Source organism: Nonomuraea solani, assembly GCF_900108335.1.
Lineage (GTDB): Bacteria > Actinomycetota > Actinomycetes > Streptosporangiales > Streptosporangiaceae > Nonomuraea > Nonomuraea solani.
In genome coordinates, this window is record NZ_FNVT01000001.1 from 309,573 (window position 1) to 335,878 (window position 26,306).

Annotated in this window: 23 protein-coding genes; 10 read left to right on the forward strand and 13 right to left on the reverse strand. The window is 70.0% G+C overall.

Annotated features, from left to right (window positions below; translation table 11 throughout):
• Positions 1 to 60 precede the first annotated feature (60 nt).
• Positions 61 to 828: a hypothetical protein gene (locus C4V41_RS01475; protein WP_103953879.1), complete on the reverse strand. Its 768-nt coding sequence runs from the start codon at positions 826 to 828 to the stop codon at positions 61 to 63.
• A 326-nt stretch (positions 829 to 1,154) separates the two neighbouring features.
• Complete coding sequence (locus C4V41_RS01480; protein WP_456093848.1) at positions 1,155 to 5,885, reverse strand: Lhr family helicase; 4,731 nt, start codon at positions 5,883 to 5,885, stop codon at positions 1,155 to 1,157.
• A gap of 86 nt (positions 5,886 to 5,971) precedes the next feature.
• Between C4V41_RS01480 and C4V41_RS01485 the strand changes: the two genes are divergently transcribed.
• On the forward strand, positions 5,972 to 6,460 hold the full coding sequence (locus C4V41_RS01485) for a VOC family protein (protein WP_103953880.1): 489 nt from the start codon (positions 5,972 to 5,974) through the stop codon (positions 6,458 to 6,460).
• A 239-nt stretch (positions 6,461 to 6,699) separates the two neighbouring features.
• Positions 6,700 to 6,894 carry a DUF3046 domain-containing protein gene (locus C4V41_RS01490; protein ID WP_103953881.1) on the forward strand — a complete coding sequence of 65 codons (195 nt, stop codon included), beginning with the start codon at positions 6,700 to 6,702 and terminating at the stop codon, positions 6,892 to 6,894.
• Here C4V41_RS01490 and C4V41_RS01495 read toward each other — a convergent pair.
• Complete coding sequence (locus tag C4V41_RS01495; protein ID WP_103953882.1) at positions 6,891 to 7,166, reverse strand: hypothetical protein; 276 nt, start codon at positions 7,164 to 7,166, stop codon at positions 6,891 to 6,893. The two genes, C4V41_RS01490 and C4V41_RS01495, sit on opposite strands and share 4 nt — an antisense overlap.
• Before the next feature lie 75 nt (positions 7,167 to 7,241).
• Positions 7,242 to 8,456 carry a retropepsin-like aspartic protease gene (locus tag C4V41_RS01500; RefSeq protein WP_160150138.1) on the reverse strand — a complete coding sequence of 405 codons (1,215 nt, stop codon included), beginning with the start codon at positions 8,454 to 8,456 and terminating at the stop codon, positions 7,242 to 7,244.
• 100 nt (positions 8,457 to 8,556) lie between these two features.
• Here C4V41_RS01500 and C4V41_RS63870 point away from each other — a divergent pair, with 100 nt between their 5' ends.
• Positions 8,557 to 9,165: a TetR/AcrR family transcriptional regulator gene (locus C4V41_RS63870; protein WP_103953884.1), complete on the forward strand. Its 609-nt coding sequence runs from the start codon at positions 8,557 to 8,559 to the stop codon at positions 9,163 to 9,165.
• Between the two features lie 155 nt (positions 9,166 to 9,320).
• Complete coding sequence (gene recA, locus C4V41_RS01510; RefSeq protein WP_103953885.1) at positions 9,321 to 10,415, forward strand: recombinase RecA; 1,095 nt, start codon at positions 9,321 to 9,323, stop codon at positions 10,413 to 10,415.
• Between the two features lie 272 nt (positions 10,416 to 10,687).
• Here the strand turns inward: recA and C4V41_RS63875 are convergent, their stop codons facing one another.
• A complete protein-coding gene (locus C4V41_RS63875) occupies positions 10,688 to 10,903 on the reverse strand; it encodes a hypothetical protein (RefSeq protein WP_160150139.1) in 216 nt (71 codons plus the stop codon).
• Between the two features lie 918 nt (positions 10,904 to 11,821).
• Here C4V41_RS63875 and C4V41_RS63880 point away from each other — a divergent pair.
• The gene (locus C4V41_RS63880) at positions 11,822 to 12,286 is read left to right on the forward strand and encodes a regulatory protein RecX (protein ID WP_407669924.1); all 465 of its coding nucleotides are present in this window, start codon (positions 11,822 to 11,824) and stop codon (positions 12,284 to 12,286) included.
• Between the two features lie 883 nt (positions 12,287 to 13,169).
• The gene (gene rny, locus C4V41_RS01525) at positions 13,170 to 14,789 is read left to right on the forward strand and encodes a ribonuclease Y (RefSeq protein WP_103953888.1); all 1,620 of its coding nucleotides are present in this window, start codon (positions 13,170 to 13,172) and stop codon (positions 14,787 to 14,789) included.
• Between the two features lie 8 nt (positions 14,790 to 14,797).
• Here rny and C4V41_RS01530 read toward each other — a convergent pair whose 3' ends face one another.
• The 6 genes from C4V41_RS01530 to C4V41_RS01555 all read right to left on the reverse strand — a co-directional run bounded on the left by C4V41_RS01530 (position 14,798) and on the right by C4V41_RS01555 (position 20,992).
• Positions 14,798 to 16,753, reverse strand: coding sequence for a S9 family peptidase (locus C4V41_RS01530; RefSeq protein ID WP_235029847.1), 1,956 nt, complete (start codon positions 16,751 to 16,753; stop codon positions 14,798 to 14,800).
• Between the two features lie 51 nt (positions 16,754 to 16,804).
• A complete protein-coding gene (locus C4V41_RS01535) occupies positions 16,805 to 17,569 on the reverse strand; it encodes a glutamate ABC transporter substrate-binding protein (RefSeq protein WP_235029848.1) in 765 nt (254 codons plus the stop codon).
• A gap of 187 nt (positions 17,570 to 17,756) precedes the next feature.
• Complete coding sequence (locus tag C4V41_RS01540; RefSeq protein ID WP_103953891.1) at positions 17,757 to 18,632, reverse strand: amino acid ABC transporter permease; 876 nt, start codon at positions 18,630 to 18,632, stop codon at positions 17,757 to 17,759.
• On the reverse strand, positions 18,629 to 19,297 hold the full coding sequence (locus tag C4V41_RS01545; RefSeq protein ID WP_103953892.1) for an amino acid ABC transporter permease: 669 nt from the start codon (positions 19,295 to 19,297) through the stop codon (positions 18,629 to 18,631). The genes C4V41_RS01540 and C4V41_RS01545 overlap by 4 nt, the downstream gene beginning before the upstream one ends.
• 58 nt (positions 19,298 to 19,355) lie before the next feature.
• Positions 19,356 to 20,216, reverse strand: coding sequence for a glutamate ABC transporter substrate-binding protein (locus C4V41_RS01550; protein ID WP_103953893.1), 861 nt, complete (start codon positions 20,214 to 20,216; stop codon positions 19,356 to 19,358).
• 20 nt (positions 20,217 to 20,236) lie between these two features.
• Positions 20,237 to 20,992, reverse strand: coding sequence for an amino acid ABC transporter ATP-binding protein (locus C4V41_RS01555; protein WP_103953894.1), 756 nt, complete (start codon positions 20,990 to 20,992; stop codon positions 20,237 to 20,239).
• A 138-nt stretch (positions 20,993 to 21,130) separates the two neighbouring features.
• Here C4V41_RS01555 and miaB point away from each other — a divergent pair, with 138 nt between their 5' ends.
• The gene (gene miaB / locus C4V41_RS01560) at positions 21,131 to 22,624 is read left to right on the forward strand and encodes a tRNA (N6-isopentenyl adenosine(37)-C2)-methylthiotransferase MiaB (protein WP_235029849.1); all 1,494 of its coding nucleotides are present in this window, start codon (positions 21,131 to 21,133) and stop codon (positions 22,622 to 22,624) included.
• Between the two features lie 50 nt (positions 22,625 to 22,674).
• On the opposite strand, the gene C4V41_RS60565 is transcribed toward miaB, so the two are convergent.
• Positions 22,675 to 23,031 carry a hypothetical protein gene (locus tag C4V41_RS60565; protein WP_146103489.1) on the reverse strand — a complete coding sequence of 119 codons (357 nt, stop codon included), beginning with the start codon at positions 23,029 to 23,031 and terminating at the stop codon, positions 22,675 to 22,677.
• A gap of 452 nt (positions 23,032 to 23,483) precedes the next feature.
• On the opposite strand from C4V41_RS60565, the gene C4V41_RS01565 reads away from it, so the two are divergent.
• From C4V41_RS01565 to C4V41_RS01575, 3 genes are all read left to right on the forward strand, one after another.
• Entirely contained in the window at positions 23,484 to 23,927 is a 444-nt protein-coding gene (locus C4V41_RS01565; RefSeq protein WP_103953896.1) for a hypothetical protein, read from the forward strand.
• Positions 23,928 to 24,006: 79 nt separating this feature from the next.
• Positions 24,007 to 24,747: an isocitrate lyase/PEP mutase family protein gene (locus C4V41_RS01570; RefSeq protein ID WP_103953897.1), complete on the forward strand. Its 741-nt coding sequence runs from the start codon at positions 24,007 to 24,009 to the stop codon at positions 24,745 to 24,747.
• Between the two features lie 21 nt (positions 24,748 to 24,768).
• Entirely contained in the window at positions 24,769 to 25,416 is a 648-nt protein-coding gene (locus C4V41_RS01575; protein WP_103953898.1) for a class III extradiol ring-cleavage dioxygenase family protein, read from the forward strand.
• On the opposite strand, the gene C4V41_RS01580 is transcribed toward C4V41_RS01575, so the two are convergent.
• Positions 25,392 to 26,306 carry a ribonuclease Z gene (locus tag C4V41_RS01580; protein WP_103953899.1) on the reverse strand — a complete coding sequence of 305 codons (915 nt, stop codon included), beginning with the start codon at positions 26,304 to 26,306 and terminating at the stop codon, positions 25,392 to 25,394. The two genes, C4V41_RS01575 and C4V41_RS01580, sit on opposite strands and share 25 nt — an antisense overlap.

Sequence of the window (26,306 nt, forward strand, 5' to 3'; positions counted from 1 at the left end):
GGCCGGCACCGGTCGGCCTCGGGTCAGGTGCTCGGCCGGGCCGGCGCCGGTCGGCTTCGGTCAGGTGCTGCGCTGGGCCGGGTACCAGTCGGCCTCGGTCACCTCCCGCGCGGCCTCCCACAGCCGGTCGAACTCGGCTGTGAAGTGCCGGCACCAATGATGGTCACGAGCACCGTCGAGCGTGAATCCCGGGTCGCGGCCTGGGGAACGGTGGGTGCCCAGCTCGACGTGGATGACACCGTCGTCGTCGCCGGGGTCCAGCATGAGCATCCCGAACGCCGGCAGGAACGGCAGCAGCCGCACCTCCAGGCGCTCCTCGCCCTCCATATCGCGCAGGACGTAGAGGGTGTACCTGACCCTGTGCTCGAAGACGTCGGGCTGGTCGGGGATCGTGCTCCGCCTGGCCGCCTCCTCCGGCACCGTGCCCGTGGGGTCGATCACCAGCACCCTGACCCGCGCGCCCCGGTTCAGGCCCTTCTGCAGATCGTCCACGTAGGCGCGAATCGTCCGGCTGAGCGTCACACCGACGAAGCGGATGTCGTTCGCGTGGGCGATGCGTGGCTTGAGGTCCTTCTCGGTGCTCAGGAAGCCGTCGCCGGCCAGCTTCGACTCCACGAGGCGGGTCAGCTCGGCCACCTGCTGCTTGGGACCGAGCGTGTTCACGGCCACCAAGGCGAGCGTGGCCAGCGTGGCGGCGCCCACGACCTTGGTGTTCACCACGTCGAAAACGCCCAGCACGCCCACCGTCAAAGCGATGAGCGCCGTCAGATAGATCTCGAGGTTCTTGCCGGTGCCGAGGTCCGCGCGTAACCGATCCAGTAGCCACATGCGCGGTTCCTACCCGGCCCCACCCTCCTTCGCCCGGCCCCGAGCCCCCGGCCAGGCGAGCCGCCTGCCATGCCCGCCAGGCGTCGTGAGGCCGGTCCTCGGTCAGGTGAGCCGTTTCCTGCGCACGCCCAGCGTCGTCAGGCCGGTCCTCGGCCAGGTGAGCCGTCTCCTGCGTACGCCTGGCCTCGTGAGGTCGGGTCCCGGGTCGGGTGAACCGCCTCCTATGCCTAGCGTCGACAGGCAGGGCACCCGTCACGCCGGGCCCGCCTGCTGTGCCCGGCGTCATCATCAGGCAGTGTCGTGGGTGGGGTGTGTGTGCTGATCGTCTATGCCCGCAGCCGCAACCCCCGTGGTGTCGGGTGGAACCCGGCCGCCTCCAAGGCCGCCGCCAGGGGGGAGTCGACGATGGAGCCGCCGTCGGCCCGTTCGACGGTCAGTTTGCCCAGGGCGCCATCGCGTACGGCCAGGGCCAGCGCGTCCACCGCCGGCTGCAGCCGGTCGTCGTCGGTGAACGACAGCAGGGTCTTGCCCCCGCGCTCCACGTACAGCACCAGATGACCATCGACGAGCACGACCAGCGACCCCGCCTTCCGGCCGGGCTTGTGCCCGACGTCACCGGGATGCTGCGGCCACGACAATGCGGCGCCGTAAGGGCTGGCGGGGTCGGCGGCGGCCAGCACCACGGCCCGCCGGGTGCCGTCCCCGGACGGCCCAGGGGCCGCGCTCGGCGCCATGGCGCGCATCCGGTCGACCGCCCCCGGCAACGCGAACTGCGCCCCGCCGAGCCCTTCCACGAAGTAGCCCCGCCGGCACCGCCCGCTCTCCTCGTAGGCCCGCAGCACCTGGTAAACGGGCGTGAACCCGCCGGGCAGCCGCTCCGACGTCACCGCGCCCCGGGTGACCACCCCGTGCCGTTCCAGCAGCACCTCGGCCTGGGCGTGGGCGCGCTGGGTCGTGTCGGCGGCGGGTGAGGGCAGCAGCCACCACCGCCCGGCCACGGTCGGCGGCCCGCTCCTGCTCGGCAGCACCGCCCGGCGCCGCCGCGTCGTGGCGGGCCGGTGCGCGGGCCGCCCGGTGCCGAGCGTGGCCCGCAGTGGGGAGAGCGTGTCGCCCGACACGCGGCCCGACCACACCAGGTCCCACAGCGCCGACACGAGCCCCGCGTCGTCCAGCGAGCCGAGCTGGTCGGAGATGCCACGGAAGAACAGCGCGCCGCCGCCGCCCAGGAGTTCGAGCATCCGCTCGTGCACAGGGGTGAGCGTGATCTCGGCGGGCTCCGGCAGTAGGAGCGGCGCGGTGTCGGCGAAGTAGAGCGACACCCACCCATCGCCGCCGGGCAGCGACCCCTGCCCCGACCAGATCACCTCACCCGACGAGGTCAGCTCGTCGAGCAGCGCCGGGTGGTAGCCGGGCACCCGCGAGGGCAGCACCAGCGTCTCCAGCGCCGACGCGGGCACGGCGGCCCCCTGGAGCTGCTCGATGGCGCGCACCAGCGCATCCATCGCCCGAGCCGCCCCACCTGCCCCGGAGCCGTATCCTCCGGCCCCGCTCCGAGCTCCGCCCTCACCAGGCCCGAAGGCTCCGCTCCCGCCCCGTCCGTATGCCCCCGCACCGGCCGAGCCCGACCCAGAACCCGAGCCCGACCCAGAACCTGAGCCGGTGATGCCGTGCCAGGCGGGGAGGAACAGGGCGAGGGTCTCCGGGGCGACCGGCTCGACCTCTTTGCGGAGCCGGGCCAGCGACCTGCGGCGCAGCATGCGCAGCACCCCGGCGTCGCACCACTCCTCACCCCGCCCGCCAGGCCGGAACTCACCGTTGACGACCCGCCCGGACGCGGCCAGCCGCCGCAGCGCGTCGGTCACCACGGCCACGCCCAGCCCGAACCGGGCGGCGGCCGTACCGGCGTGGAAGGGGCCGCGGGTGCGGGCGTGCCGCGCCACCAGGTCGGCCAGCGGATCGGCCACCGGTTCGAGGAAGGCGTGCGGGATCCCGACGGGCAGCGGCACGCCCAGCGCGTCACGCATGCGCGCCGCGTCCTCGATCGCCGCCCACTGCTCCTCGCCCGCGAGCCGGACCCTGATCGCCCGCCGGGTGCGTTCGAGCTCCTCCAGCCACGCCGGATCGCCACCGCGTAGGCTCACGTCGGGCGCCAGCAGCGGCCCGTGCGAGCGCAGCAGGTCGGCGAGGTCCTCCACGTCGCGCAGCGGCCGGTCGAGCCTGGCCAGCTCGCGCTCACTGTCGGAGATCACGTCGGGGTCGAGCAGCTCGCGCAGGTCGGCCTGGCCCAGCAGCTCGGCCAGCAGCGTGGTGTCCAGCGCCAGGGCCTGCGCGCGGCGTTCGGCGATGGGGGCGTCGCCCTCGTACATGAACGCGCCCACGTAGTGGAACAGCAGCGAGGCCGCGAACGGTGAGGCCTGCGAGGTCTCCACCTCCACCAGCCGCACCCGGCGCGCGGCGAGGTCGCGCATGAGCCGCACCAGCCCCGGCACGTCGAAGACGTCCTGCAGGCACTCGCGCATCGTCTCCAGCACGATCGGGAACGAGGCGTACTGCGAGGCCACGCCCAGCAGATGAGCGGCCCGCTGCCGCTGCTGCCACAGCGGGCTGCGCTTGCCCGGGGTGCGGCGCGGCAGCAGCAGCGCCCGGCCCGCGCACTCCCTGAACCGGGAGGCGAACATGGCCGACCCGCCCAGCTCCTCGGTGACGATCTGCTCGATCTCCTCGGCGTCGAACGCCGCCACGTCGGTGGGCGGCTCGGCGAGCGTGTCGGGGATGCGCAGCACGATGCCGTCGTCGGAGTGCACGGCCTGTACGTCGACGCCGTAGCGTTCGCGCAGCCGCCGGTTGATCGCCAGCGCCCACGGGGCGTGCACCCGCGCGCCGTAGGGGGAGTGGATCACCACGCGCCAGTCGCCCAGCTCGTCGTGGAAGCGTTCGACCAGCAGGGTGCGGTCGTCCGGCACGTAGCCGGTGGCCTCGCGCTGCTCCCGCAGGTAGGCCAGCAGGTTGCCCGAGGCGTATTCGTCGAGCCCGGCGGCCCGCATCCGTTCGGTCGAGTCCTGTTTGGCCTGTTCGCGGAGGAACTGCCCGATCGCCCGTCCCAGCTCGGCCGGCCGCCCCTGGGCGTCGCCGTGCCAGAACGGCAGCTTGCCCGGCTGCCCCGGCGCGGGCGAGACGAGCACCCGGTCCGCCGTGATGTCCTCGATCCGCCACGAGGTCGCGCCCAGCACGAACACGTCGCCCACGCGCGACTCGTAGACCATCTCCTCGTCCAGCTCGCCCACCCGGGAGGCCCGCTCGCCCACCAGGAACACGCCGAACAGGCCCCGGTCGGGAATCGTGCCGCCGTTGGTGACCGCCAGCCGCTGCGCGCCGGGCCGGCCCTGGAGGGTGCCGGTGACGCGGTCCCACACGATGCGCGGGCGCAGCTCGGCGAACTCCTCGCTCGGGTAGCGCCCGGCCAGCATGTCGAGCGTGGCCTCCAGCGCGCTCCTCGGCAGGGTGGCGTAGGAGGCGGCCCGCTTGATCACGGACTCCAGCTCGTCGACCGTCCACTCGTCGAGCGCGGTCATCGCCACGATCTGCTGAGCCAGCACGTCGAGCGGGTTGCGCGGGTAGCGCAACTCCTCGATCTCACCGCTCTTCATCCGCTCGGCCACCACGGCCGTCTGCACCAGGTCGCCCCGGTATTTGGGGAAGATGACCCCCTTGGACACCGCCCCCACCTGGTGCCCCGCCCGGCCGATGCGCTGCAGCCCGCTGGCCACGCTCGGCGGCGCCTCCACGCACGCGACCAGGTCGACCGCGCCCATGTCGATGCCCAGCTCCAGGCTGGAGGTGGCGACCACGGCGGGCAGCCGGCCGGACTTGAGCGCCTCTTCGATCTGCGCCCGCTCCTCCTTGGAGACCGAGCCGTGGTGAGCGCGTACGATCTCCGTCACGGCCCCTTTACTGGCCCCGGCCTGCGCCATCATCTCGGCGGGCGGCCGTCGGGGCGGCTTGCCCGCCGCATTCTCACGCGCGGCCCCGCCGGCTTCTGGCGGCCCCGTCTCCCAGATCGACAGGTCGATGGCTTCGGCGCCGTGCTCCCGGTCGTAGGCCAGCTCGTTGAGCCGGGTGCACAGCCGTTCGGCCAGCCGCCTCGAATTGGCGAACACGATCGTGGAGCTGTGGGCCTCGATCAGGTCGAAGAGCCGGTCTTCGACGTGCGGCCAGATCGACCGGCTGGTGGGCTCCGGGGCGAACTCTTCGCCGTCCGCCTGCCGCGGCCGGCCCTCCATCTCCGTCATGTCCTCGATGGGGACGACGACCTCGACCTCGATCCGCTTGTCGGAGGGCGGCTGCACCACGGTGGCCGGCCGGGCGCCGCCCAGGAAGGCCGCCACCTCGCTCACCGGCCGCACGGTCGCCGACAGCCCGATCCGCTGCGCGGGCTTGCCGAGCAGCGCGTCGAGCCGTTCGAGACTGATCGCCAGGTGGGCGCCGCGCTTGGTGGCCGCGACCGCGTGGACCTCGTCGACGATCACCGTCTCCACGTCGCGCAGGGCTTCCCTGGCCTGGCTGGTGAGCAGCAGGAACAGCGACTCGGGCGTGGTGATGAGGATGTCGGACGGCTTGGCCGCGAACCGGCGGCGGTCTTCGGCCGGCGTGTCACCCGACCGGATCGCCACCGAGATCTCCGGCACGGGCAGCCCGAGCCGGCGCGCCGTCTGCTTGAGCCCGGCCAGCGGCGCGCGCAGGTTGCGCTCGACGTCGACGGCCAGCGCCTTGAGCGGCGACACGTAGAGAACCCGGGTGCCTTTGCGCTCGGCCTGCTTCTCGGACCGAGCGCCCTTGCGCTCGGTCTCATGCCGGTCATGCTGGATGGCGGCGAGCCGGTCGAGGGACCACAGGAAGGCCGCCAGCGTCTTGCCCGAGCCGGTGGGCGCGACGACCAGGGTGTTGTCGCCACGCGAGATCGACTCCCATGCCCCCTCTTGGGCGGCCGTGGGAGCTTGGAAGGCTCCGGTGAACCATTGCCTGGTCACCTGGCTGAAGTGGTCTAGCGAGCTCACCAGCACATATTGCCTCGCGCCACCGACAGAAAACGCATTGGCCCGGCGGCGGGCGATTGAGCAGGGGTCCTGGCGGACATACAGCGACCGTGACCATCGATTATGCGGCCATCGACGCCCGCCGTGCGGAGCTCAGGCAGAGCTACGTCTTACCGCACCGACCATCGAGCAGTGCCCGCGGCCTGCACCACATGGCTCTGGTCTCCTCCGACGTGGAACGGACCATCAAGTTCTACCAGGAACTCCTGGAGTTCCCGCTCACCGAGATCATCGAGAACCGCGACTACAAGGGTTCGAGCCACTTCTTCTTCGACATCGGCAACGGCAACCTGCTGGCGTTCTTCGACTTCCCCGGGCTCGACCTGGGGCCGTACCAGGAAGTGCTCGGCGGACTGCACCACATCGCGATCTCCGTCGACCCCGCCACCTGGGAACGGCTGCGCGGAAAGCTGGAGATGGCCGGCGTGCCGCACCAGATAGAGAGCGGCGCCTCCATTTACTTCAAGGACCCCGACGGCGCCCGCCTGGAGCTGCTCGCCGACCATCTCGGTGAGATGTACGGCACGCGGGTGTTGTGACCTAACGTCGCGACGCCCTGCGCGTACGCGGCTTGCCCGCACGGGGCTCCTGCCTGATGCCCGCGTGCCGTTCGGCGCGCTCCGCCTTCTCCTTCCTCACGGCTAACCTCAGCTCGAGCAGTAACCGGCGGCGTTTGGCCCTGTTGGCCTTCGTTCTGGCGGTCCTCGGGGGTGAAGACTTGGGGGTCTTTGGCATGAGGATGTCCTACCCACACCTCACGCGATTCCATACTTGATTCATGCGCCTGACGGAGTTCTGGAGACGGATGAAGGCTCACTTCGGTGAGAGCTACGCCGAGTCGTGGGCCCGCGACTACGTGATCGCCCCGCTGGGCGGACGGACGGTCGACCAGGCGCTGGCCGAGGGCGAGAGTGCGAAGACGGTGTGGCGCGCGGTCTGCCAGGTGGAGGACGTCTCGTCCAAACTGCGCTAACCCGGCTGTGCCAGATCGAGCGTCCGGCGCAGCGCGGCGGCCGTACGCTCCAGGTCGTCGGCGCTGCCCTGCCCGCCGGACGACCACAGGAACAGCCAGCCCTGGTTCGACGGGGTGGCGAAGATGATCGTCTGGCGGCCGGTGCTCGGGTGCCAGACCCACAGCACCGGGTCGTCGTCGCCGACCATACGGCTGACCAGGCCCTGGTTGGGCAGCAATTCGGCGAGTGCCTCGAGATGGACGCGCCGTTCCCCGGTGTAGCCGCTCGCCACGTGCCGCCTCCAACTGTCGCCCTGCAGTGAGTCTCCCCAGCTCACCCCGCATGCCAACCCGTTGGCGGCCAACCCTCATGAGGGGGTGTTCATGAGGATGCGCATGCGCGCGAAGTCGAATGTCAGGGCGTACGGACGGAAGAACTCGTGCGTGGGCAGCCCGCCGATCCGGAAGCCGAACCCGTTCTCGAACCACTCGGGGAACGCCCCCGTCAGGCCGGGCACCCGCTCGCGGACGGCGGAGCCGAGCGTCACCCGCTCGACCGTCACCGGATGCGTGCCGTCGCCCTCCGGCACCTCCATCCCGGCCGCGGTGAAGGTGGCGCGTGGAGCGGTGAAGCCGATGTCGCCGCCGCCCGTGTCGACGAAGAACACCATCTTGTCCAGGTGGTTCACCGTGCCGTGGGACAGCGGGAAATGGTCTCCCACGAACCACATGGGCGCGCTGTGCGTGGCGGCGAGGGGTGCGCGCCTGTTCCTGTTCAGCACGAGTGCGCGGCCCGGATAGTCGATGGTGGCCAGGAACCGTGCCAGGACGCTCGTGCCGATCGCGCCCTGGGTGGTCCTGCCGTCGGGCGCGGTGAGCCGGATCGCGTCGGGGATCGTGTGGACCGGTAGCCGCTCGATGTCCAGGCCGCCCAGGGTGAGGCGGTCCACGCGCCCTTGGTACGCCTTGTGCTCGCCGTACATCGTCCGGCCGGTCGTGTGGCCGTACATGGGGATGCCGAGCCGGTCGGCGTAGTCCTCGTTCAGCGCGAACAGCGCGCCGGTGTCGAGGAAGAACAGGGCGGGTGGCGCGCCGTTCAGCGACGCCTCGACCATGGGGAGCGGGTCGGTCGCCGCGAACGGGATCCTGACCGAGCCGGGTCCCGAGATCCGGTACGGCCTGCGTCCGGCGAAGCTTCTGAGCTGCGCGGGCGTCGCGCTGGGAGCGTCGTCCCGGACCGAGGGGAGCAGCGCGGCCAGCTCCTCGAACGCGTGGCTCCGCCACAGGGCGTCGGCCAGGTTCTTGCGTGCGCGTACGTGCCCGGGTTCGAGCCGCAGGACCCTGTGCAGCAGGCGCCTGGCGACGGGGAGCCGATCTTCGAGCAGCGTGACGTAGGCGTGCTGGGCGAGCGCGTGCACGTGGTCGGGATCCCTGGCGAGCACCTGACGGTACAGGGCGTTCGCGGCGTCGAAGTCGCCCCTGTGGAACAACTCGTCCGCCTTGTCCCGGGCTTGCACGGGATGAGCCGCGAGTCCCGCGACGGCCACCCCTTTCACGAAGATACGGCGCGTGGGCTGGTTCATTGGGCGCCTCCAGGCGTTGAGATACCGATCAGTATTCGAATACCGCTCAGTATTCATATACTGTTGGGGATGTCAACGGCGGAGAACGGAGATCGTGGCGGTGGCGGAACGGCTCACGAGGCAGGAGCAGCGCGAACGCAACCGGCTCGCCCTGCTGGAGGCCGCGGAGAAGGTGTTCGCGGAGCGAGGCGTCCAGGGCGCCTCAGTGGACGAGGTCGCCGCGGAGGCCGGCCTCACCAAGGGCGCCGTCTACTCCAACTTCGACGGCAAGGAGGACCTGCTGCTCGCGGTCATGCGGCACGGTCTCGGGCGGGAGGCGCGCGCCCAGTCGGAACGGCTGCTCCATGGCGGCAGGGACGCGGGGGAGCTGGTGGCGGAGTTCGGGGCGTACTGGGAGGAGAGCGCCCGGAACGGCGAGCAGGACAGGTTCGCGCGGCTGACCGTGGAGTTCATGGTCCACGCCACCCGCGATCCGGCCGTACGCGAGCAGCTCGTCGCCCTGCTGTTCCCGCCCGGCGGACCCGATCGCCATCCCCTGGCGCCGCCGGGCAGCGGGCTGGCCGGGCTGCCGTACGAGCAGGCCGACGCCATCCTGAAGTCCCTGGACATCGGCATGCGCCTGCTGGCGCTGCTCGCCCCCGAGCGCTGCCCTCCGGAGCTGTTCTCGACGGCCCTGCGACTGCTGACCGCGCCCGAGGCGGGGGATTGACGCCTACCTGCGTGTTCCTGCTGTGATCGAACAGCCGTTCGGCTACCATGGACAACGCCGGGCCTCGACTTCCCCGACTGCGGCAGAAAATGTCGGTGGCAGGCCGTAGCTTTCACTCGACTGATTCGGACCACGACCCTCCAGGGGGAGTTCCCATGGCTATCAACGACCGCGAGAAGGCCCTTGAGACCGCCCTCGCTCAGATCGAGCGGCAATTCGGCAAGGGCTCCGTCATGCGACTGGGCGATGACGCCCGAGCCCCCATCGAGGTGATCCCCACAGGGTCGATCTCCCTGGACGTGGCCCTCGGCATCGGCGGCCTGCCGCGTGGGCGCATCGTGGAGATCTACGGCCCGGAGTCCTCGGGTAAGACCACGATCGCCCTGCACGCGGTGGCCAACGCCCAGCGGGCCGGCGGCATCGCGGCGTTCATCGACGCCGAGCACGCCCTCGACCCCGAATACGCCAAGAAGCTCGGGGTCGACACCGACGCCCTGCTGGTCTCCCAGCCCGACACGGGTGAGCAGGCGCTCGAGATCGCCGACATGCTGATCAGGTCCGGCGCCGTCGACATCATCGTCATCGACTCGGTGGCGGCGCTGGTGCCCAAGGCCGAAATCGAGGGCGAGATGGGCGACAGCCACGTCGGCCTCCAGGCCCGCCTCATGTCCCAGGCGCTGCGCAAGGTCGCCGGCGCGCTCAGCAGCACCGGCACCACCGCCATCTTCATCAACCAGCTCCGCGAGAAGATCGGCGTCATGTTCGGCAGCCCCGAGACCACGACCGGTGGTAAGGCGCTGAAGTTCTACGCCTCGGTCCGCCTCGACATCCGCCGCATCGAGACGCTCAAGGACGGCACGGAGGCGGTCGGCAACCGCACCAGGGTCAAGGTCGTCAAGAACAAGATGGCCCCGCCCTTCCGCGTCGCCGACTTCGACATCCTCTACGGCGTGGGCGTCTCCCGTGAGGGCGGCCTCATCGACATGGGTGTTGAGCACGGCTTCGTCCGCAAGTCCGGCGCCTGGTACACCTACGAGGGCGACCAGCTCGGCCAGGGCAAGGAGAACGCCCGCAACTTCCTGAAGAACCACCCCGACATGGCCAACGAGATCGAGAAGAAGATCAAGGACAAGCTGGGCGTGGGCCCGCGCCTCGACGCCCCCGCCGAAGCCGCCGCCGCCGCGCCGGCCCCGGCTCCCGCGCCCTCGGGTCGTGGCTCCAAGTCCACCCCCAAGCCGGGTGACGTCTGATCGATCGCCCTATGAGCAGCAAGGACCGGCCACCGGCGCCCCACTCGCAAGGCGGGGGCGCCTGGCCCGACTCCACTTCCCCCCGGAGCCGCGACCTGGCTCGTTCGTCCGCTGACGCCTGGCCGTCGGTGGACGAGTGGCGCGAACAACGCGACCGCCGCCGCACCGAGGAAGCGGCCGCCACGCAACCTTCCGAGGATCGGCCCGACGGCCCGCCCTCGGAAGCAGACGCGCACCCCGGCGACCCCAACAGCTCTTCACCCGGTACGGCCTCAGCCCACCGAACCGCTGAGGGCTGGGGTGACGGCGCGCAGGGCGACCCGAGCGGTCGGGGCGCTGAGGGTGGTGACCTTCGCGGTCGGGATGGTCTGAGCGGTGAGGCCGATTCGGGTGGTGAGGCCGGTCTGAGCGACCAGGATGGGCCGGGCGGTCGGGGTGATCCGGCCGGTCTGGACGGTCCAAGGGCGCAGGATGGTGTGAGGGCTCAAGGTAGCGCGGAGGACCAAGGCACCGCAGGGGCTCAGAGCAGCGCGGCGGCTCGGAGCGGTGCTGGGGCTCAGGGCGGCTCGGAGAATCGGAGCGGTGCGGGGGTTCGGGGCGGCGCGGAGAGTCGGGGCGGCTGGAGCGCTCGCTCGGAGAGCCCGCCCAAGGCGCGGCCCGGGGATGAATGGCACTCCGAGGTGCTGGCCGGAAGCAGTTGGTTCGCGGAGCAGTCGAGTGATGGCGTGCCGGGTGATGGTGCGCTGGGTGACGGCGGGCAGCGCCGATCCGGCAAGCGGGCCGGGCGTTCCGGCGGTGAGTCTGGGCAGTCCGGCGGTGGGTTCGGCGGGTCCGGTAGTGGGTTCGGGCAGTTCGGCGAGTCCGACGGGTCTGGCGGTGGGGCTGGGCGGTTTGGGCGAGGTTCCGGGCGGTTCGGTGAAGGATCCGGGCGGTTCGACGAGGGCTCTGAGCAGTTCGCCGAAGAGGCCGGAGCGCCCGGTTGGTCGGGCGAAGGATCTGGGCCGTTCGGTGGAGGATCTGGGCCGTTTGGTGAAGGGCTTGGGTCGCCTGGCGGAAAGGCCGGGCGGTCGGGTCGGAAATCTGGGCGGCGCGGTGGAAAGTCCGGGCGGTTCGGTGGCAGGTCTGGGGCGGGTGCTCGGGATCGGGGCCGGTCAACTGACGGGCCGGATGCCGAGAACTCTGTCGGGTTCGGGCCTGATGGCGAGAGTTCCGCTGGGTTCGGGTCAGAAACCGGCGGGTCGGCAGGTTTCGGGCTGGGAGCAGCGGATTCACGCGGGTTTGGGTCTTCGATCGGAGGCTCGGCAGGGTCCGGGTCTGAGGTCGAGGATTCAGGCGGTTTTGGGAGTGATGCCAAGAAGTCGGCCGGTTCGGGGTCTCGTAGTGATCCGGAGGCTGCGGCTCGGGCCATCTGCCTGCGGCTGCTCACCATGGCGCCCAAGACGCGTGCCCAGCTCGCCGAGGCGCTGCGCAAGCGGGATGTGCCGGACGAGGCCGCCGAGGCGGTGCTCAGCCGGTTCTCCGAGCTGGGGCTGATCAACGACGAGGCGTTCGCGGCGGCCTGGGTCGACTCCCGGCACCACGGCCGGGGGCTGGCCAAGCGTGCTCTGGCGGCCGAGCTGCGCCATCGAGGTGTGGACAGCGACACGGTCAACGAAGCAGTCGAGCGGCTGGATCCTGATCAGGAGGCGGAGACGGCCCGGCGGTTGGTGGAGCGCAAGCTCGCCTCCACCCGATCCCTCGACCCGCAGACCCGTACGCGGCGGCTGGCGGGGATGCTCGCCCGTAAGGGATACCCCTCTGGCCTGGCTTTCCGCGTTATTCGGGAGGCTCTCGAACAGGAGGGCATCGAGATGGAGGACGACTTCCCGTAAGCGCCCCTTCCCGTCCCTCGGGTTTGCTTGAGCGGCCTTCAACCCAGCTACCTGAACCCGCCGCCCGGCCACCTGAGCAGCCCTCCGCCGACTCCCTGGGCGGCCTTTGGTCGGGTGCGTGAGTGGTGGTCAGCTTGGCCATCTGAGTGATCCACCGCCCGACTGCCTGAGTGGCCTTCCAGTCGGCTGGCTTGGCAGCTCTCGGCCGGCTGCCTGTGACCTTCGGCCCGGCTCCCTGGGCGGGCCTCGGTCGGGTGCTTGAGCGGGCTTCGACCCGGTTGTCTGAGCGACCTCTCGATCGTTACCTGAAGGGCCGTCCGTCCGGCTGGGTGGCCTTCAGTCCGACTGCCTGTGGTCCTCTGTCTGGCTGGCTTCCGGCTGCCTGTGGTTCTCCGCTCGGTTGCTTGGGTGGCCTTCAGTCGGTTGCCTGCTCCTCGCTCGGGTTGATGGTTTTGGCCCGCGACTCTGGGTTCGCCTGTGTTGTTGGCCTGAGGTGGGGCTTGGTCAGCCGGTCGTTGGCTGGCTCTGAGTGGGGCAATTCGGGCTGTAATGGGGTTTATCGGGCTGAATGTGGAGATGCAAGCCTGTAAGACACGCTTGATGACGCGTTTGCTTGCTCGTGACCTGTTCGACGCATAACCTCGACGGCAGTGAGGAGTTACTCCGCGCAGCGCGGATTGCCATACCGGTGAACGACGGACGAACGAGCTTGGTCGAGCGAGGCAGGCGAGGTGTCGGCTTTCCCAGTCGACGCCCAATCAGTCTTGGCTTGACATCGATCGCGGGCAGGACGCCGACCGGGCTTTCCGTGGCGCGCTTGTGACCCCTCCCGTTTTGTGGCCGCGTTATGAGATCTTGACGACGCGAGGAGGGCGGGGCGCACATGGGGCCGCTTGTCGTGGTGCTGATGGTGGCGGTGCTCGTGCTCGCGTTCGGCATGATCGTCGCGCTCCTCGTCGTCATACGGCGCACCTCGGGCTCCCTTCCCCGCGTCGGTGCCAAGCCGAGCGCCGAGCAGGTGCAGGCCGTACACGAAGAGCTTGAGCAGGCTCGTGACGAGGCGCGGGAGATCCGGCACAAGGCGGAGACCGACGCCGACGAGATTCTGCGCAGGTCCGAGGCGGCCGCCGAGAGCGCCGCGCAGATGCGGCGGGAGGTCGAGGAGGAGAGTCGGATCCTCAAGACCGAGCTCAAGGAGCTGCGGACGGATCTTGAGCGCCGGGAGGCCCGGCTGGCCGAGCGGGAGCAGCGGCTGGACGAGGAGGCCAGGCGGCAGTCCGAGCGCGACAGGAAGCTGGGCGAGACCGAGGTCGAGCTGGCCGACCGCAGGGAAGAGCTGCTCCAGGTCGAGGAGGAGCGGCGGGTCATCCTGGAACGGGTCGCCGGGCTCACCGGCGACCAGGCCAAGGCCGAACTGGTCAAGGACATCGAGAACCAGGCCAAGCGCGAGGCCGCGCTGATCGTCAGGGAGATCGAGGGGGACGCCCGCAAGGAGGGCGAGAAGCGGGCCACGAAGATCGTGACGCTGGCCGTGCAGCGGGTGGCGGCCGAGCAGACTGCCGAGTCTGTCGTCAGTGTTCTGCATCTGCCCGGCGACGAGATGAAGGGCCGCATCATCGGGCGCGAGGGGCGCAACATCCGTGCCTTCGAGTCCACCACCGGCGTGAACCTGATCATCGATGACACGCCGGAAGCGGTGCTGCTGTCCTGTTTCGACCCGGTCCGGAGGGAGACGGCGCGGCTCACGCTGGAGAAGCTGGTGCTCGACGGCCGCATCCATCCGCAGCGCATCGAGGAGGCGCACGACCGCAGCCGCCAGGAGGTACAGGACCTGTGCGCGCGGGCCGGTGAGGACGCCCTGGTCGAGCTGGGCATCACCGACATGCACCCGGAGCTGACGCTGCTGCTCGGGCAACTGCGCTACCGGACCTCGTACGGACAGAACGTGCTCAAGCACCTCATCGAGTCGGCTCACATCGCGGGCATCATGGCCGCCGAGCTGAAGATGAACCAGCCGCTGATGAAGCGCTGCGCCCTGCTCCACGACATCGGCAAGGCCCTGACGCACGAGGTCGAGGGCAGCCACGCGCTGATCGGGGCCGAGATCGCCCGCCGCTACGGCGAGGAGGAGGACGTGGTGCACGCCATCGAGGCGCACCACAACGAGGTCGAGGTCCGTACGGTCGAGGCGGTGCTCACGCAGGCCGCCGACGCGATCAGCGGCAGCCGCCCGGGGGCGCGGAGAGAGTCGCTGGAGGCGTACGTCAAGCGGTTGGAGCGGCTGGAGGAGATCGCGCAGTCGTACGACGGCGTGGAGAAGGTCTTCGCCATGCAGGCCGGGCGGGAGATCCGGGTCATGGTCAAGCCGGACGCGATCGACGACATCCAGGCCCAGGTGATCGCTCGCGACGTGGCCAAGCAGGTCGAGGAGGAGCTCACCTATCCCGGGCAGATCCGGATCACCGTGGTGCGGGAGTCGCGGGCCACGGAGTTCGCCCGGTAACGCCGGCATCATCCGAAGAGCTGCTGGTAGAAGGCCAGTTCGGCGGCCAGGGCGGCGGCGCGGGTCTCGGTACGCCGGAATCCGTGCGACTCGCCCTCGAAGGCCAGGTACGTGCACGGCACCCCGCGTTCGGACAGCGCGTCGGCGAAGGCCGCGGACTGTTCGGGGGGCACCACGGGATCTTCGAGGCCCTGCAGGAGCAGCATGGGGCACGACACGCCGTCCACGAGGGCCAGAGGCTCGCGGGTGGCGTACACCTGCGGATCTTCCGGCCCCACCAGCCACTCCACGTACCGGGACTCGAAGTCATGGGTGTGGGCGACGAGTGGGGCGAGCGCGCTGACGCCGTAGTAGGAGACGCCGCCGGCGAACACGTCGGAGCGGCAGCAGGCCGCCATCACCGTCCAGCCGCCCGCGCTGCCGCCGCGTACCGCGATCCTGGTGGGGTCGGCCAGGCCCTCGGCGGCCAGCCAGCGGGCGGCGGCGATCGTGTCCGCGACGTCCACCAGGCCCCATCGGCCCTTCAACCGGTCCCGGTAGACCCTGCCGTAACCGGTCGAACCGCCGTAGTTGACGTCGAGGACGCCGATGCCGCGCGAGGTCAGGAACGCCTTCTCCAGGTCGAGCGCGGTGTCGGCGTGCGCGGTCGGGCCGCCGTGCACGAACACGACATAAGGAGGTGTCGGTGTTTCGTCGGTGGCGGCCGGGCTCCGGGGTGGGTAGAGGAAGGCGTGCACCTGCTGCCGGCCGACCGGCACCGTCACGGCCTGGGGGAGGGGGAGGTAGGCGGGGTCGGGCGGAGTGCGGAGGTCGCGCCTGAGAACGAGGCCCCCATCCCGAACATCGGTGGGCTCCCTGCCCGTGTGGACGGTGACGACCGAGCGGGGGATGGTGGCGGCGTACCCGATGCCGGTGACGGTCGTGCCGTCGGTGGTCAGGGTCGTGTCCCATCCCGTGTGGGGCAGGTCGAGGTCCGTCAGCTCGCCTGACGTGGGGTCCAGTATGCCCAGGCGCAGGTCGCCGCGGCCATGCAGGACCGCGATCCGGCCGTCGGCGAGCACGGTGTACGGTGTTCCGCCCAGGCGCCACGGGGGCAGCGTGAACTCCTCCTCGGCCGGGTACACCGCTCGCGGCCCGTCGCCGTGCAGGCCGATCTCGTACAGGTTCCACCAGCCGGAGGAGTCGGAGATCAGGTAGAGGTGGGAGTCGTCTTTCCAGGAAGGGGCCAGCACGGATTCGGCCGGGCCGCCGGCGACCGTCCATGGGTCGCCGCCCGTGAGCGGGGTGACGCGTAGTTCGGTGCCGTCCCAGGGCATGCGCGGGTGGTTCCAGCAGACATAGGCCAGATGTCGCCCGTCGGGCGATATTTCGGGTGAAGCGTAGAAGTCGCAGCCGGTGACCCATTCGCGGATCTCGCCCGAGCCCGGTGGAGTCGAGCCGCCGTCCAGCGGAGCCGAGCCTCCGTCGAGCGGAGTCGGGACGCCGTCCTGTGGAGCCGGGTTCCCGTCCAGTGGGGTCGGGTCTCTGTTCAGTGGGATCGAGACGATGGCTCGGGTGACCTTGCCGTCCTCTGTGTGGCGTTCGCGTACGCACCACACCTGCCCATCACGTACGAGCAGGTCGGCATAGCGATCACCCTCGGGCGTAAGGGGTTTCGGCTCGCCGTTTTCCGGCAGGAGGTAGAGGCGCTGGTCCTTCAGGTTGGCGAAGACGACCTCGCCCGAAGGGGTCACCGCGTACGGTTTGCCACCGTACTCGTGTACCCGCGTACGAGCGCACCAAGGCGCCGGCAGCAGGTCACGGTGGGTGCCGTCGGCGGTGCGGCACACGATCGTGGTGCGCCCGCCCTCGCCGGGACGGTCCTCGGTCCACCACACCCGGCCATGAGCGGCCGTGGGCCAGCCGGGGCGCACGCCAGAACCGGCCACGTCTCTGGTCGTAATGGGGGAGGGCCAGAAAGGCATACCCCGCATCCTGCCGGAAGATCGCCGGGCATGCGGGGCGGTCTCCACAGTTCAGGGGCATCCCTCGGCGCGCGGCAGAGAGGAGGGCAGGTCGAGCCCCGTCCGGCCGAACCATTTGTGCAGCAGCCGCGAGGCCGTCCCGTCCCGCCACATCTCGGCGATCGCCCTGTTCACGGCCTCGCAGGTGGCGGTGTCGCCCTTCTTGAGCCCGACGCCCCATTTCTCGTTGGTGATGGGGTCGTTCAGCAGCCGGAACCTGCCGGGCTCCTGCTCGGCGAACCCGGCCAGGAGCAGGTTCTCGGTGCTCACCGCGTCAAGCTGGCCGGCGGCGAGCTTGCGTACACAGTCGGAGTAGTTGCCGGCCGGCACCAGCTCGGCCGGCAGGCCCAGGCGGCCGTCCGGCGGCGGTTCCACGATGCGCCGGTAGGAGTTCGAGCCCTCCGCCAGGCAGATGCGCTTGCCCCGGAGATCGTTCACCTTCTTGATGCTCGTGTCGTCGGCGCGGACCATCGTGTCCTGCTGGACGATCACGTACGGGCCGCCGAACGTCACCTTGGGCCTGCGGGCCTCGGTGATGGTGTAGGAGGCCACGATCATGTCCACGGTGCCGTTCTGGAGCAGCGCCTCGCGGGTGGACGACGGCGACTCGCGCCAGGTGATCCGTACGGGCGTGTCGCCGGCCAGATTCTTGACGATGTAACGGGCGACGTCGGTGTCGAACCCCTGGGGCTCGCCGGGGCCGGTCTTCAGGCCCAGGCTCGGCTGGTCCCATTTGGTGCCGACGGCGACCGTACCGGAATTGCGGATCTTGTCCACGACGGTCGTGTACGAACCCCCACCGCCGCACGCGCAAAGGCCCACGGCCAGGGCCACGAGAGGGAACGCCGCACCACGCATACGACATCAGTAACCCGCGCGAGCCGGTGTCAGCCCGGCTCCACCGCGGACGTGGGACATTCTTGAAGATCTCTGGGCGGCGGGCAGGACACCCGCCGCCCAGAGGTCACGCGCCCTTACCCAAGTCCACGCCGACCGAGTCGGGCGGGGCGACCGGGGGCGCGCTCGTCTTGCGGCTGCGCCTGCTGCGCCGTTCCAGCCAGTTGGCCAGGTAGCTGAGCGCCATGTTGAGCGCCACGTAGATGATGCCGATGACGATCGCCGCCGGGATCAGCGCGCCGAAGTGAGCGGCAGGCAGGATCTTGAACCCGGTGTTGAGCAGGTCGACGTAGGCGATGATGTAGCCCAGCGCCGTGTCCTTCAGCAGCACCACGAGCTGACTGACGATGGCCGGCATCATGGCCGTGACGGCCTGGGGCAGCAGCACCAGGCGCATGACCTGGTTCTTGCGCATGCCCACGGCGAACGCGGCCTCCGACTGGCCCCTCGGCACGGCGTGCACGCCGGCCCGGATGACCTCGGCGAGCACCGACCCGTTGTAGAGCATCAGGCCGACGACCAGCGCGATGAAGGTGTAGTCGCCGCTGCCTCCCAGCGTCGGCAGCAGGTAGAAGATGAAGAAGATCAGCAGCAGCAGCGGGATGGCACGGAAGACCTCCACCACCACGCCGGCCGGGATCCGGATCCAGCGATGGTCGGAGAGCCTGGCCAGGCCGAAGATCGCGCCGAAGAGCAGCGCGAGCACCGCGGCCACCGCGGCCGCCTGCAAGGTGCCGATCAGACCCGGGATGATGGAGTAATTCCAGGTGTCGGCCAGCAGGAACGGTTCCCAGAACTTCGGGTTCCACTGGCCCTTGGCGTCGAAGCCGACGTAGACGCCGTACAGGACGGCGGCCACCGCGAGGAGGCTGAGGACCGTGAGCAGGTGGTTGCGCACGCGGGCGCGCGGCCCCGGCACGTCGAACAGGACGTTCGTGCTCATCGGACCACCGCCAGGCGCTTGGCCAGCCAGCCGGTGAAGTAGCCGATCGGGAGGGTCACGGCCATGAACGCGACCACGATGCCGAGGAAGATCGGAATCGAGGCGCCGACCTGGTCGAAGGCCTCCTTCATCTTGTTCGCGGACTCCAGGGCGTAGCCGCCCGCCACCGCGACCGTGGTGTTCTTGATCATGGCGATCATCACGCTCCCCAGCGGGGCGATGACGGCCCGGAACGCCTGGGGCAGGATGATCATCCTGAGCGACTGCATGAACGTCAGCCCGATCGCCCTGGCCGCCTCCGCCTGGCCGAGCGGCACCGTGTTGATGCCCGACCGCAGCGCCTCGCAGACGAACGCCGCCGTGTAGGCCGACAGGCCCATCGACACGATCCAGAACGAGTTGACGCTCGGCGTCTGGGAGAAGACCAGGCCGAGCGTGTCGCTCAGCCCCAGTGCGCAGAAGGCCAGCACCAGGGTCAAGGGGGTGTTGCGCACCACGTTGACGTACATCGTGCCCGCCGCGCGCAGCACCGGCGTCGGGGACACTCGCATCGCCACCAGGACGGTGCCGAGAATCAGCGAGGCGATCGCGCCCACGATGGAGAGCTTGATGTTCTCCAGGAACCCCAGCGCGAGGTCGGGCGCGTACCTAATCAGATCTTCCATCGTGCTCCACCACATAGGACGGCGGCGGCCGGGAGACCGGCCGCCGCCACTGACGTGATCAGGCGCAACCCTCCGCCGGCGGTGCGGCGTCAGACACCTTCAGGCCCTGGATGCCGCCGAACCACTTGTCCAGCAGCTGCTTCATCGTGCCGTTGTCCCACAGCTTCTTCACCGCGGTGTTGACGGCCTCGCAGGTCTTGGTGTCGCCCTTCTTCAGGCCGATGCCGTACTTCTCGTCCGTGAAGCCCTGGCCCAGCACCTTGAAGTTGCCGCCGGCCTGCTTGGCGAAGCCCGCCAGGATCAGGTCGTCGGTGGTGACGGCGTCGAGGTTGCTGCCGTTGAGCTTCTGCACGCACTCGGAGTAGTTGGCCGCGTCGACGGTGGTGGCGTCGATGTCGAGCTCGCCGTCCGGGGGCGGGTCGGTGATGCGCTTGTAGGAGTTGGAGCCCGCGGCCTTGCAGATCTTCTTGCCCTTGAGGTCCTGCGGGGTGTTGATCGACGTGTCGTCCTTGCGGACCATCACGTCCTGGTGGGCGACGACGTAGGGGCCACCGAAGGTGACCTTGCCCTTGCGCTCCTCGGTGATGGAGTAGGTGGCGAAGACGATGTCGACCGTGCCGTTCTGGAGGAACGGCTCGCGGTTGGACGAGGCCGACTCCTTCCAGGAGATCTTCACGTCCTTGCCGCCGGCCATCTCCTTCAGTACGGCCTTGGCCACGTCGACGTCAAAGCCCTCGGGCTCGTTGCCCTTCTTCAGACCCAGGCTCGGCTGGTCCCACTTGGTGCCGACCACGACCGTGCCGCCACCCTGGGCCTTCTCCACCACGGTGGCGAAGGTCTGCTCCCCGCCGCCGCAAGCGGCCAGGCCGGCCGCCAGGGCCGCTATCGAGAGCACCGCTCCCGTTCGACGCATGTGCATGTGTACCTGCCTCAATTTATTCAGTGCGTGAGGATCTTCGAAAGGAAGTCACGCGCCCGGTCGGTCTGCGCATTGGTGAAGAACTCGTCGGGAGTGTTCTCCTCCACGATCTGCCCGTCGGCCATGAACACCACCCGGTTGGCCGCCCGGCGGGCGAAGCCCATCTCGTGCGTGACGACCATCATGGTCATCCCGTCACGTGCCAGCCCGATCATCACATCGAGCACCTCCTGGACCATCTCCGGGTCCAGCGCGGAGGTCGGCTCGTCGAACAGGATCATCTTCGGATCCATGGCCAGCGCTCTCGCGATCGCGACCCGTTGCTGCTGGCCGCCGGAGAGCTGAGCCGGATACTTGTCCGCCTGCGCCGCGATGCCGACCCGCTCGAGCAGCTCCATCGCCCGCTTGCCGGCCTCGTCCTTGGCCTTGCCGCGGACCTTGATGGGGCCGAGCGTGACGTTCTCGCGGATGGTCTTGTGCGCGAACAAGTTGAACGACTGGAAGACCATGCCGACGTCAGAACGCAGTCTGGCCAGCGCTTTGCCCTCTTCGGGCAGCACCTGGCCGTCAAATATGATCTTGCCGTCGTTGATCGTCTCCAGCCGGTTGATCGTGCGGCACAGCGTGGACTTACCGCCGCCCGACGGGCCGATGACGACCAGTACCTCGCCACGAGAGACGGTCAAGTTGATGTTCTTCAGGACGTGCAGCGCCCCGAAGTGCTTGTTGACGTTCTCCAACTGAACCAGTGGAGTGGCGTCGCCGTTCTCCGTCATGGACCAAAACGGTAGAGGGCATTAGAGCGCTGGTCACTAACCGAGCGGTACCGATCCGATCACATCATGCCATCAAGCTGGTCTTTTAGATCGATAGGGGCCGCCGCAAGCCGGACTACGACTACCCTTGAACGTGCCATGACTGTGACCCAGGAGGGCGCCCGCACCTATCAAGTGCGCACATACGGGTGCCAGATGAACGTCCACGACTCCGAGCGGCTGTCAGGCCTGCTGGAGGACGCCGGTTACGTGCCCGCCCTCGACGGCGAGAGCGCCGACGTGGTCGTGTTCAACACGTGTGCCGTGCGGGAAAATGCCGACAACCGCCTCTACGGCAACCTCGGCCATCTGAGACCGGCCAAGGTGAGCAATCCGCGCATGCAGATCGCCGTCGGCGGCTGCCTGGCGCAGAAGGACCAGGGCGAGATCGTCCGCAAGGCCCCGTGGGTCGACGTCGTGTTCGGCACGCACAACATCGGCTCGCTGCCGGTGCTGCTGGAGCGGGCCCGCATCGAGGGCGAGGCGCAGGTCGAGCTCAAGGAGTCGCTGGAGGTCTTCCCCTCGACGCTGCCCACCAAGCGCGAGTCCGCCTACGCCGCGTGGGTGGCCATCTCGGTCGGCTGCAACAACACCTGCACCTTCTGCATCGTGCCGTCGCTGCGCGGCAAGGAGAAGGACCGCCGTCCCGGCGACGTGCTGGCCGAGGTCCAGACGCTGGTCGGCCAGGGTGTGCTCGAAGTCACGCTGCTGGGCCAGAACGTCAACACCTACGGCGTGGAGTTCGGCGACCGGCTGGCCTTCGGCAAGCTGCTGCGCTCGTGCGGCGACATCGAGGGGCTCGAACGGGTCCGCTTCACCTCGCCGCACCCGGCCGCGTTCACCGACGACGTGATCGCCGCCATGGCGGAGACGCCCAACGTGATGCACCAGCTCCACATGCCGCTGCAGTCCGGCTCCGACCGGGTGCTCAAGGCGATGCGCCGCTCCTACCGGGCCGAGCGCTACCTGGGCATCATCGAGCGGGTGCGCGCGGCCATGCCGGACGCGGCCATCTCGACCGACATCATCGTCGGCTTCCCCGGGGAGACGGAGGAGGACTTCCAGCAGACGCTGGAGGTGGTCCGGCAGAGCCGCTTCGCCAACGCCTTCACCTTCCAATACTCCATCCGTCCCGGCACCCCCGCGGCCACCATGGACGAGCAGGTGCCCAAGGAGGTCGTGCAGGAGCGCTACGAGCGGCTGGTGGCCCTGCAGGAGGAGATCTCATGGGCGGAGAACAAGAAGCAGGTGGGCCGCACGCTCGAAGTGCTCGTGGCCGAGGGTGAGGGCCGCAAGGACGACGCCACGCACCGGCTGTCGGGGCGGGCGGGTGACAACCGCCTGGTGCACTTCGCCGTGGGCGACGAGAAGCCGCGGCCGGGCGACATGGTGACGGTCGAGGTGACGTACGCGGCTCCGCACCACCTGGTGGCGGACGGGGCGGTGCGCGCGGTCCGGCGCACCAGGGCGGGCGACGCATGGGAGGCCCGCCAGGGCGCTCCGTCGTCCGGGCCGGGGGTTCTGCTGGGCATGCCAACGATCGGGCGCCCGGCGCCCCTTCCGGCGGCCACCGGGGGCTGCTCGGCGCACTGATCGGGCTTTGACGAAAAGGGCGGTGCTTCGGCGCCGCCCTTTTTCGTGTTTCAGCGGGTGAGGCGGTCGAGGAAGGCGTAGCAGGGCTGCCTGCGGAAGTCGTGGAACGTGGCGCAGGGGTCCGGCAGGCCGCGCGGTTCCTCTTGCCTCGGCTTGATCGTCGGGCGCGGCTTCTGACGCGGGGTGGGGGAGTTCTGCGGACGAGGTACGGCCTTCGGGGGCGCCTTCGTCTTCGGCGGTCGTCTCCGTGGCGGGCCGGCCGAGCGGAGGGGCGTCGCCGGGGCGGGGACCGATTCGAACCACGGCGGCAGTTGCACGGCTTCCGGTTCGTGACTGGCGACGATGTGGAGCGGTCCGGCGGCGGGCGTCGGCGCGAGGAGCGATTTGGTGGCAACAGGTGTTCTCACCGACGCCGAGAGTGGCGAAGGCGATGAATTCGATCTTGGGGAAAGTGGCGTTTCCTGATCGATTTCCGGTGTTGATCGAGGTGAGTTGGTGAATGCCAGGAATATTCCCAGCGACGCGGTGACGAGTACCCCGGTGACTCCGGCCAGGGGTGCCAGGTGGGCGCGGCGACCTGGGCAAATGGATCTAAGGGGGGACAAGTCGTGATTCCTTTGTGATTGGTGTGCGAGCATTCCACTCTTGCGGCTAGTGTGGTCCATCACCCCCGAAGCCGTTGAGGTTTCCCGATACGACCGCAGGGAGCTGCACCACCATGCAAGATCCGATCGAGGCGGATCGTCAGGAGGTCCTGTCCGGGCCGGGAGACGTTCGCCTGGCGTCGAGAAATAGGCCATCGGAAAACCGCCCACAGAGGAAGAAGAGCAAGAACAAAGTCCTCTTCATCGCCGCTTCCGTGCTCGTCGCCGTGCTCACGGCGGGCGGCGCCGGCTACCTGCTGGCGTCCAGCCCCGGCGGGACGTCGCAGCAGCAGGGCGGTGCGCCCGCGCCGGCGCCTTCGCAGAGCGCCGGAGGGGACGAAGACCTCCAGGGCGACGACAACGCCACCATGGGCGACGCCACCACCGACAACCCCGAGGACGGCCTGTCCACCGACGCCCCCGACGAGGGCGGCATGGGTGACGTCGCCGACCCGGGCACGGGATCCACGGGCACTGACTCCACGGGCGCCAACTCCACGGGCACCGGCTCCTCCACCGGCAACACTCAGACCGGCAAGGAGCCGTCGAAGAGCACCCCGACCAAGGGGCCGCAGTCCGGTGGCGGCACGACGGAGGACACCCCCGGCGACGGACCGGCGGGCGAGGTCAGCGGCCAGTGCGCGAAGAGCGGCTGCTAGCGACCCGGCGAAGTGGCTTGCCGCTTATGGGTGGCACTGGACCTATGACGGGAGCCCCTCGGCTCCGTAGGGTCGCTTCATGACGACTGACAGAGCGGCCGCGCTGCGCGCGCTGCACGTGCCGGGCACGCCACTCGTCCTGCCGAACGTCTGGGACGCCGCCTCGGCCCGCGCCGTACGGGATGCCGGGTTTCCCGCGGTCGCCACCGGCAGCGCCGCCGTCTCCCGTGTGCTCGGCTACGACGACGGCGAGGCCACGCCGGTGGGGGAGATGATGGCGGCCATCGCCCGCATCGTGCGGGTCGTGGACGTGCCGGTCACCGCCGACATCGAGCGCGGCTACGGCCTCAAGCCCGCCGAACTGGTCGAACGCCTGGCCGCGACCGGGGCCGTGGGGTGCAACCTGGAGGACTCCGTCCCCGGGCGGGGCGAGATGGTCGAACCTGAGGCGCAGGCCGCCTTCCTGACCGAGGTGCGGGCGGCCGCGGGCGACACGCTCGTGATCAACGCGCGCGTCGACCTCTACCTGCGGGGCGAGGCCACTCGGGAGGCGGTGGCCGAGCGCGGCCGGCGTTACCTGGAGGCGGGGGCCGACTGCGTGTACCCGATCGGGCTGGCGGACGAGGACGAGATCCGGGCGCTGGCCGGTGAGCTCGGCGGACGGGTCAACGTGCTGTTCAGGCCCGGCGTCCCGGGGCTCGCCAGGCTGGCGGAGCTCGGGGTGGCCAGGGTCAGCTTCGGGGGCGGGCTGCACCAGGCGTCCCACGCCTACGCCCAGAGCCTGTTCGCCAAGGTGAGGCAGGGGGACAGCCCGTACTGAGCCTCCCGTACGCTTGCGCTCGTGCTTGTCGCCGCGGCCGTCTGCCCGCCAACCCCGCTGGTCGTGCTGGAGTTGCCCGACCTTCGCTCCACCTGTCACACCGCGATCGACGCCCTGCGCGCGGCGCGCCCCGACACGCTGGTGATCGTGGGCGGCGCGGAGGCCACGAGCGCGTACGACGGCACGTCGGCGGGCACCCTGCGGCCCTGGGGCCTGGACGTCACGGCAGGGGGCGGCGAGCCCGTGCTGCCGCTGTCCCTCACCATCGGCCGGCTCCTGCTGGACGACGACCCCGGCCTCCTCCAGTCCGTGGCCTTCGACGCGACCGGCGACGAATGCCGGGAGCTGGGGGCGAAGCTGGCCGTCGCGGGGGACCGGGTGGCGCTGCTCGTGATGGCCGACGGCTCGGCCTGCCTCAGCCCGCGAGCTCCTGGCCGGTACGACGACGCGGCCGGGCCGTTCAACGACCACATCGCGACCGCCCTCGCCGGAGCCGACGCCGGCGCCCTCACCGCGCTCGACCCCGCCGAGGCGGACCGGCTGTGGGTGAGCGGGCGCGCGGCGCTGCAGGTGCTGGCGGGCGCGGCGGGACCGGCGGCGTTCGAGGGCCGCCTGCTGATGGCGACCGCCCCTTACGGCGTCGGCTACTTCACCGGTGTGTGGACCTGACGGCGTGGGACCGGGATCCGCATCAGGTCGCGGGCCGTGATGATCTCGCCGGTGAAGCTCTGGTGGGCCTCGGCGGTGAACGCCGGCTCGTCGTCGAACCCGTACCGCTCGGAGAAGTGCGTGAGCACCAGCCTGCGCACCCCGGCCTCCGCCGCCACCTGCCCCGCCTCGTACGCCGTCAGATGCCCGTATTCCTTGGCCAGCGCGCTCTCCTCCGCCAGGAACGTCGACTCGATCACCAGCAGGTCGACCCCGGAGGCCAGCTCGAAGACGGCGTCGCAGAGCCGGGTGTCCATGACGAACGCCATGCTCTGCCCTGGTTTGGGCACGCTGCACTGGTCGAGCGTGACCCCGCGTACGGAGCCGGTGCGCTGCAGTTCGCCGACCTCAGGCCCCCGGATGCCGTGGGCGGCCAGCCGCTCGGGCAGCATGCGGCGGCCGTCCGGCTCCTGGACGCGGTAGCCGTACGACTCGACGGGGTGTGACAGGCGGCGCGCGGTCAGCGGCCCGACGCCGTCCAGCTCGCCGGAGAGCGGATGCTCGGCGATCACGGACGTGTCGGCGAACGCGGCCGCATGGCGCAACCTGCGCCAATAGTCCTCCCCGGAACCGGGATAGACCGCGCGAACCGGATGCCGGACCCGGTCCCTGGCGATCCGCTGCACGACCCCGGGCACGCCCAGGCAGTGGTCGCCGTGGAAGTGCGTGACGCAGAGCCAGTGCACGTCGTGGGCGCTCATCCCGGCGTGCACCATCTGCCGCTGGGTGCCCTCACCAGGATCGAAGAGAAACCCCTGACCGTCCCAGCGCAAGAGGTAGCCGTTGTGGTTACGGTGTCGGGTAGGAACGGCGCTCGAGGTGCCGAGCACCACGAGCTCACGAGAGGACAC

Bases quoted from the DNA above. Each gene is read 5' to 3' on its own strand.
- C4V41_RS01550 (WP_103953893.1), bottom strand. From the start codon at position 20,216: ATGCACATGCGTCGAACGGGAGCGGTGCTCTCGATAGCGGCCCTGGCG.
- rny (WP_103953888.1), top strand. From the start codon at position 13,170: ATGGGGCCGCTTGTCGTGGTGCTGATGGTGGCGGTGCTCGTGCTCGCG.
- miaB (WP_235029849.1), top strand. From the start codon at position 21,131: ATGACTGTGACCCAGGAGGGCGCCCGCACCTATCAAGTGCGCACATAC.
- C4V41_RS01540 (WP_103953891.1), bottom strand. From the start codon at position 18,632: ATGAGCACGAACGTCCTGTTCGACGTGCCGGGGCCGCGCGCCCGCGTG.
- C4V41_RS01555 (WP_103953894.1), bottom strand. From the start codon at position 20,992: ATGACGGAGAACGGCGACGCCACTCCACTGGTTCAGTTGGAGAACGTC.
- C4V41_RS01570 (WP_103953897.1), top strand. From the start codon at position 24,007: ATGACGACTGACAGAGCGGCCGCGCTGCGCGCGCTGCACGTGCCGGGC.
- C4V41_RS01530 (WP_235029847.1), bottom strand. From the start codon at position 16,753: ATGCCTTTCTGGCCCTCCCCCATTACGACCAGAGACGTGGCCGGTTCT.
- C4V41_RS01545 (WP_103953892.1), bottom strand. From the start codon at position 19,297: ATGGAAGATCTGATTAGGTACGCGCCCGACCTCGCGCTGGGGTTCCTG.
- C4V41_RS01490 (WP_103953881.1), top strand. From the start codon at position 6,700: ATGCGCCTGACGGAGTTCTGGAGACGGATGAAGGCTCACTTCGGTGAG.
- C4V41_RS01475 (WP_103953879.1), bottom strand. From the start codon at position 828: ATGTGGCTACTGGATCGGTTACGCGCGGACCTCGGCACCGGCAAGAAC.
- C4V41_RS01500 (WP_160150138.1), bottom strand. From the start codon at position 8,456: ATGAACCAGCCCACGCGCCGTATCTTCGTGAAAGGGGTGGCCGTCGCG.
- recA (WP_103953885.1), top strand. From the start codon at position 9,321: ATGGCTATCAACGACCGCGAGAAGGCCCTTGAGACCGCCCTCGCTCAG.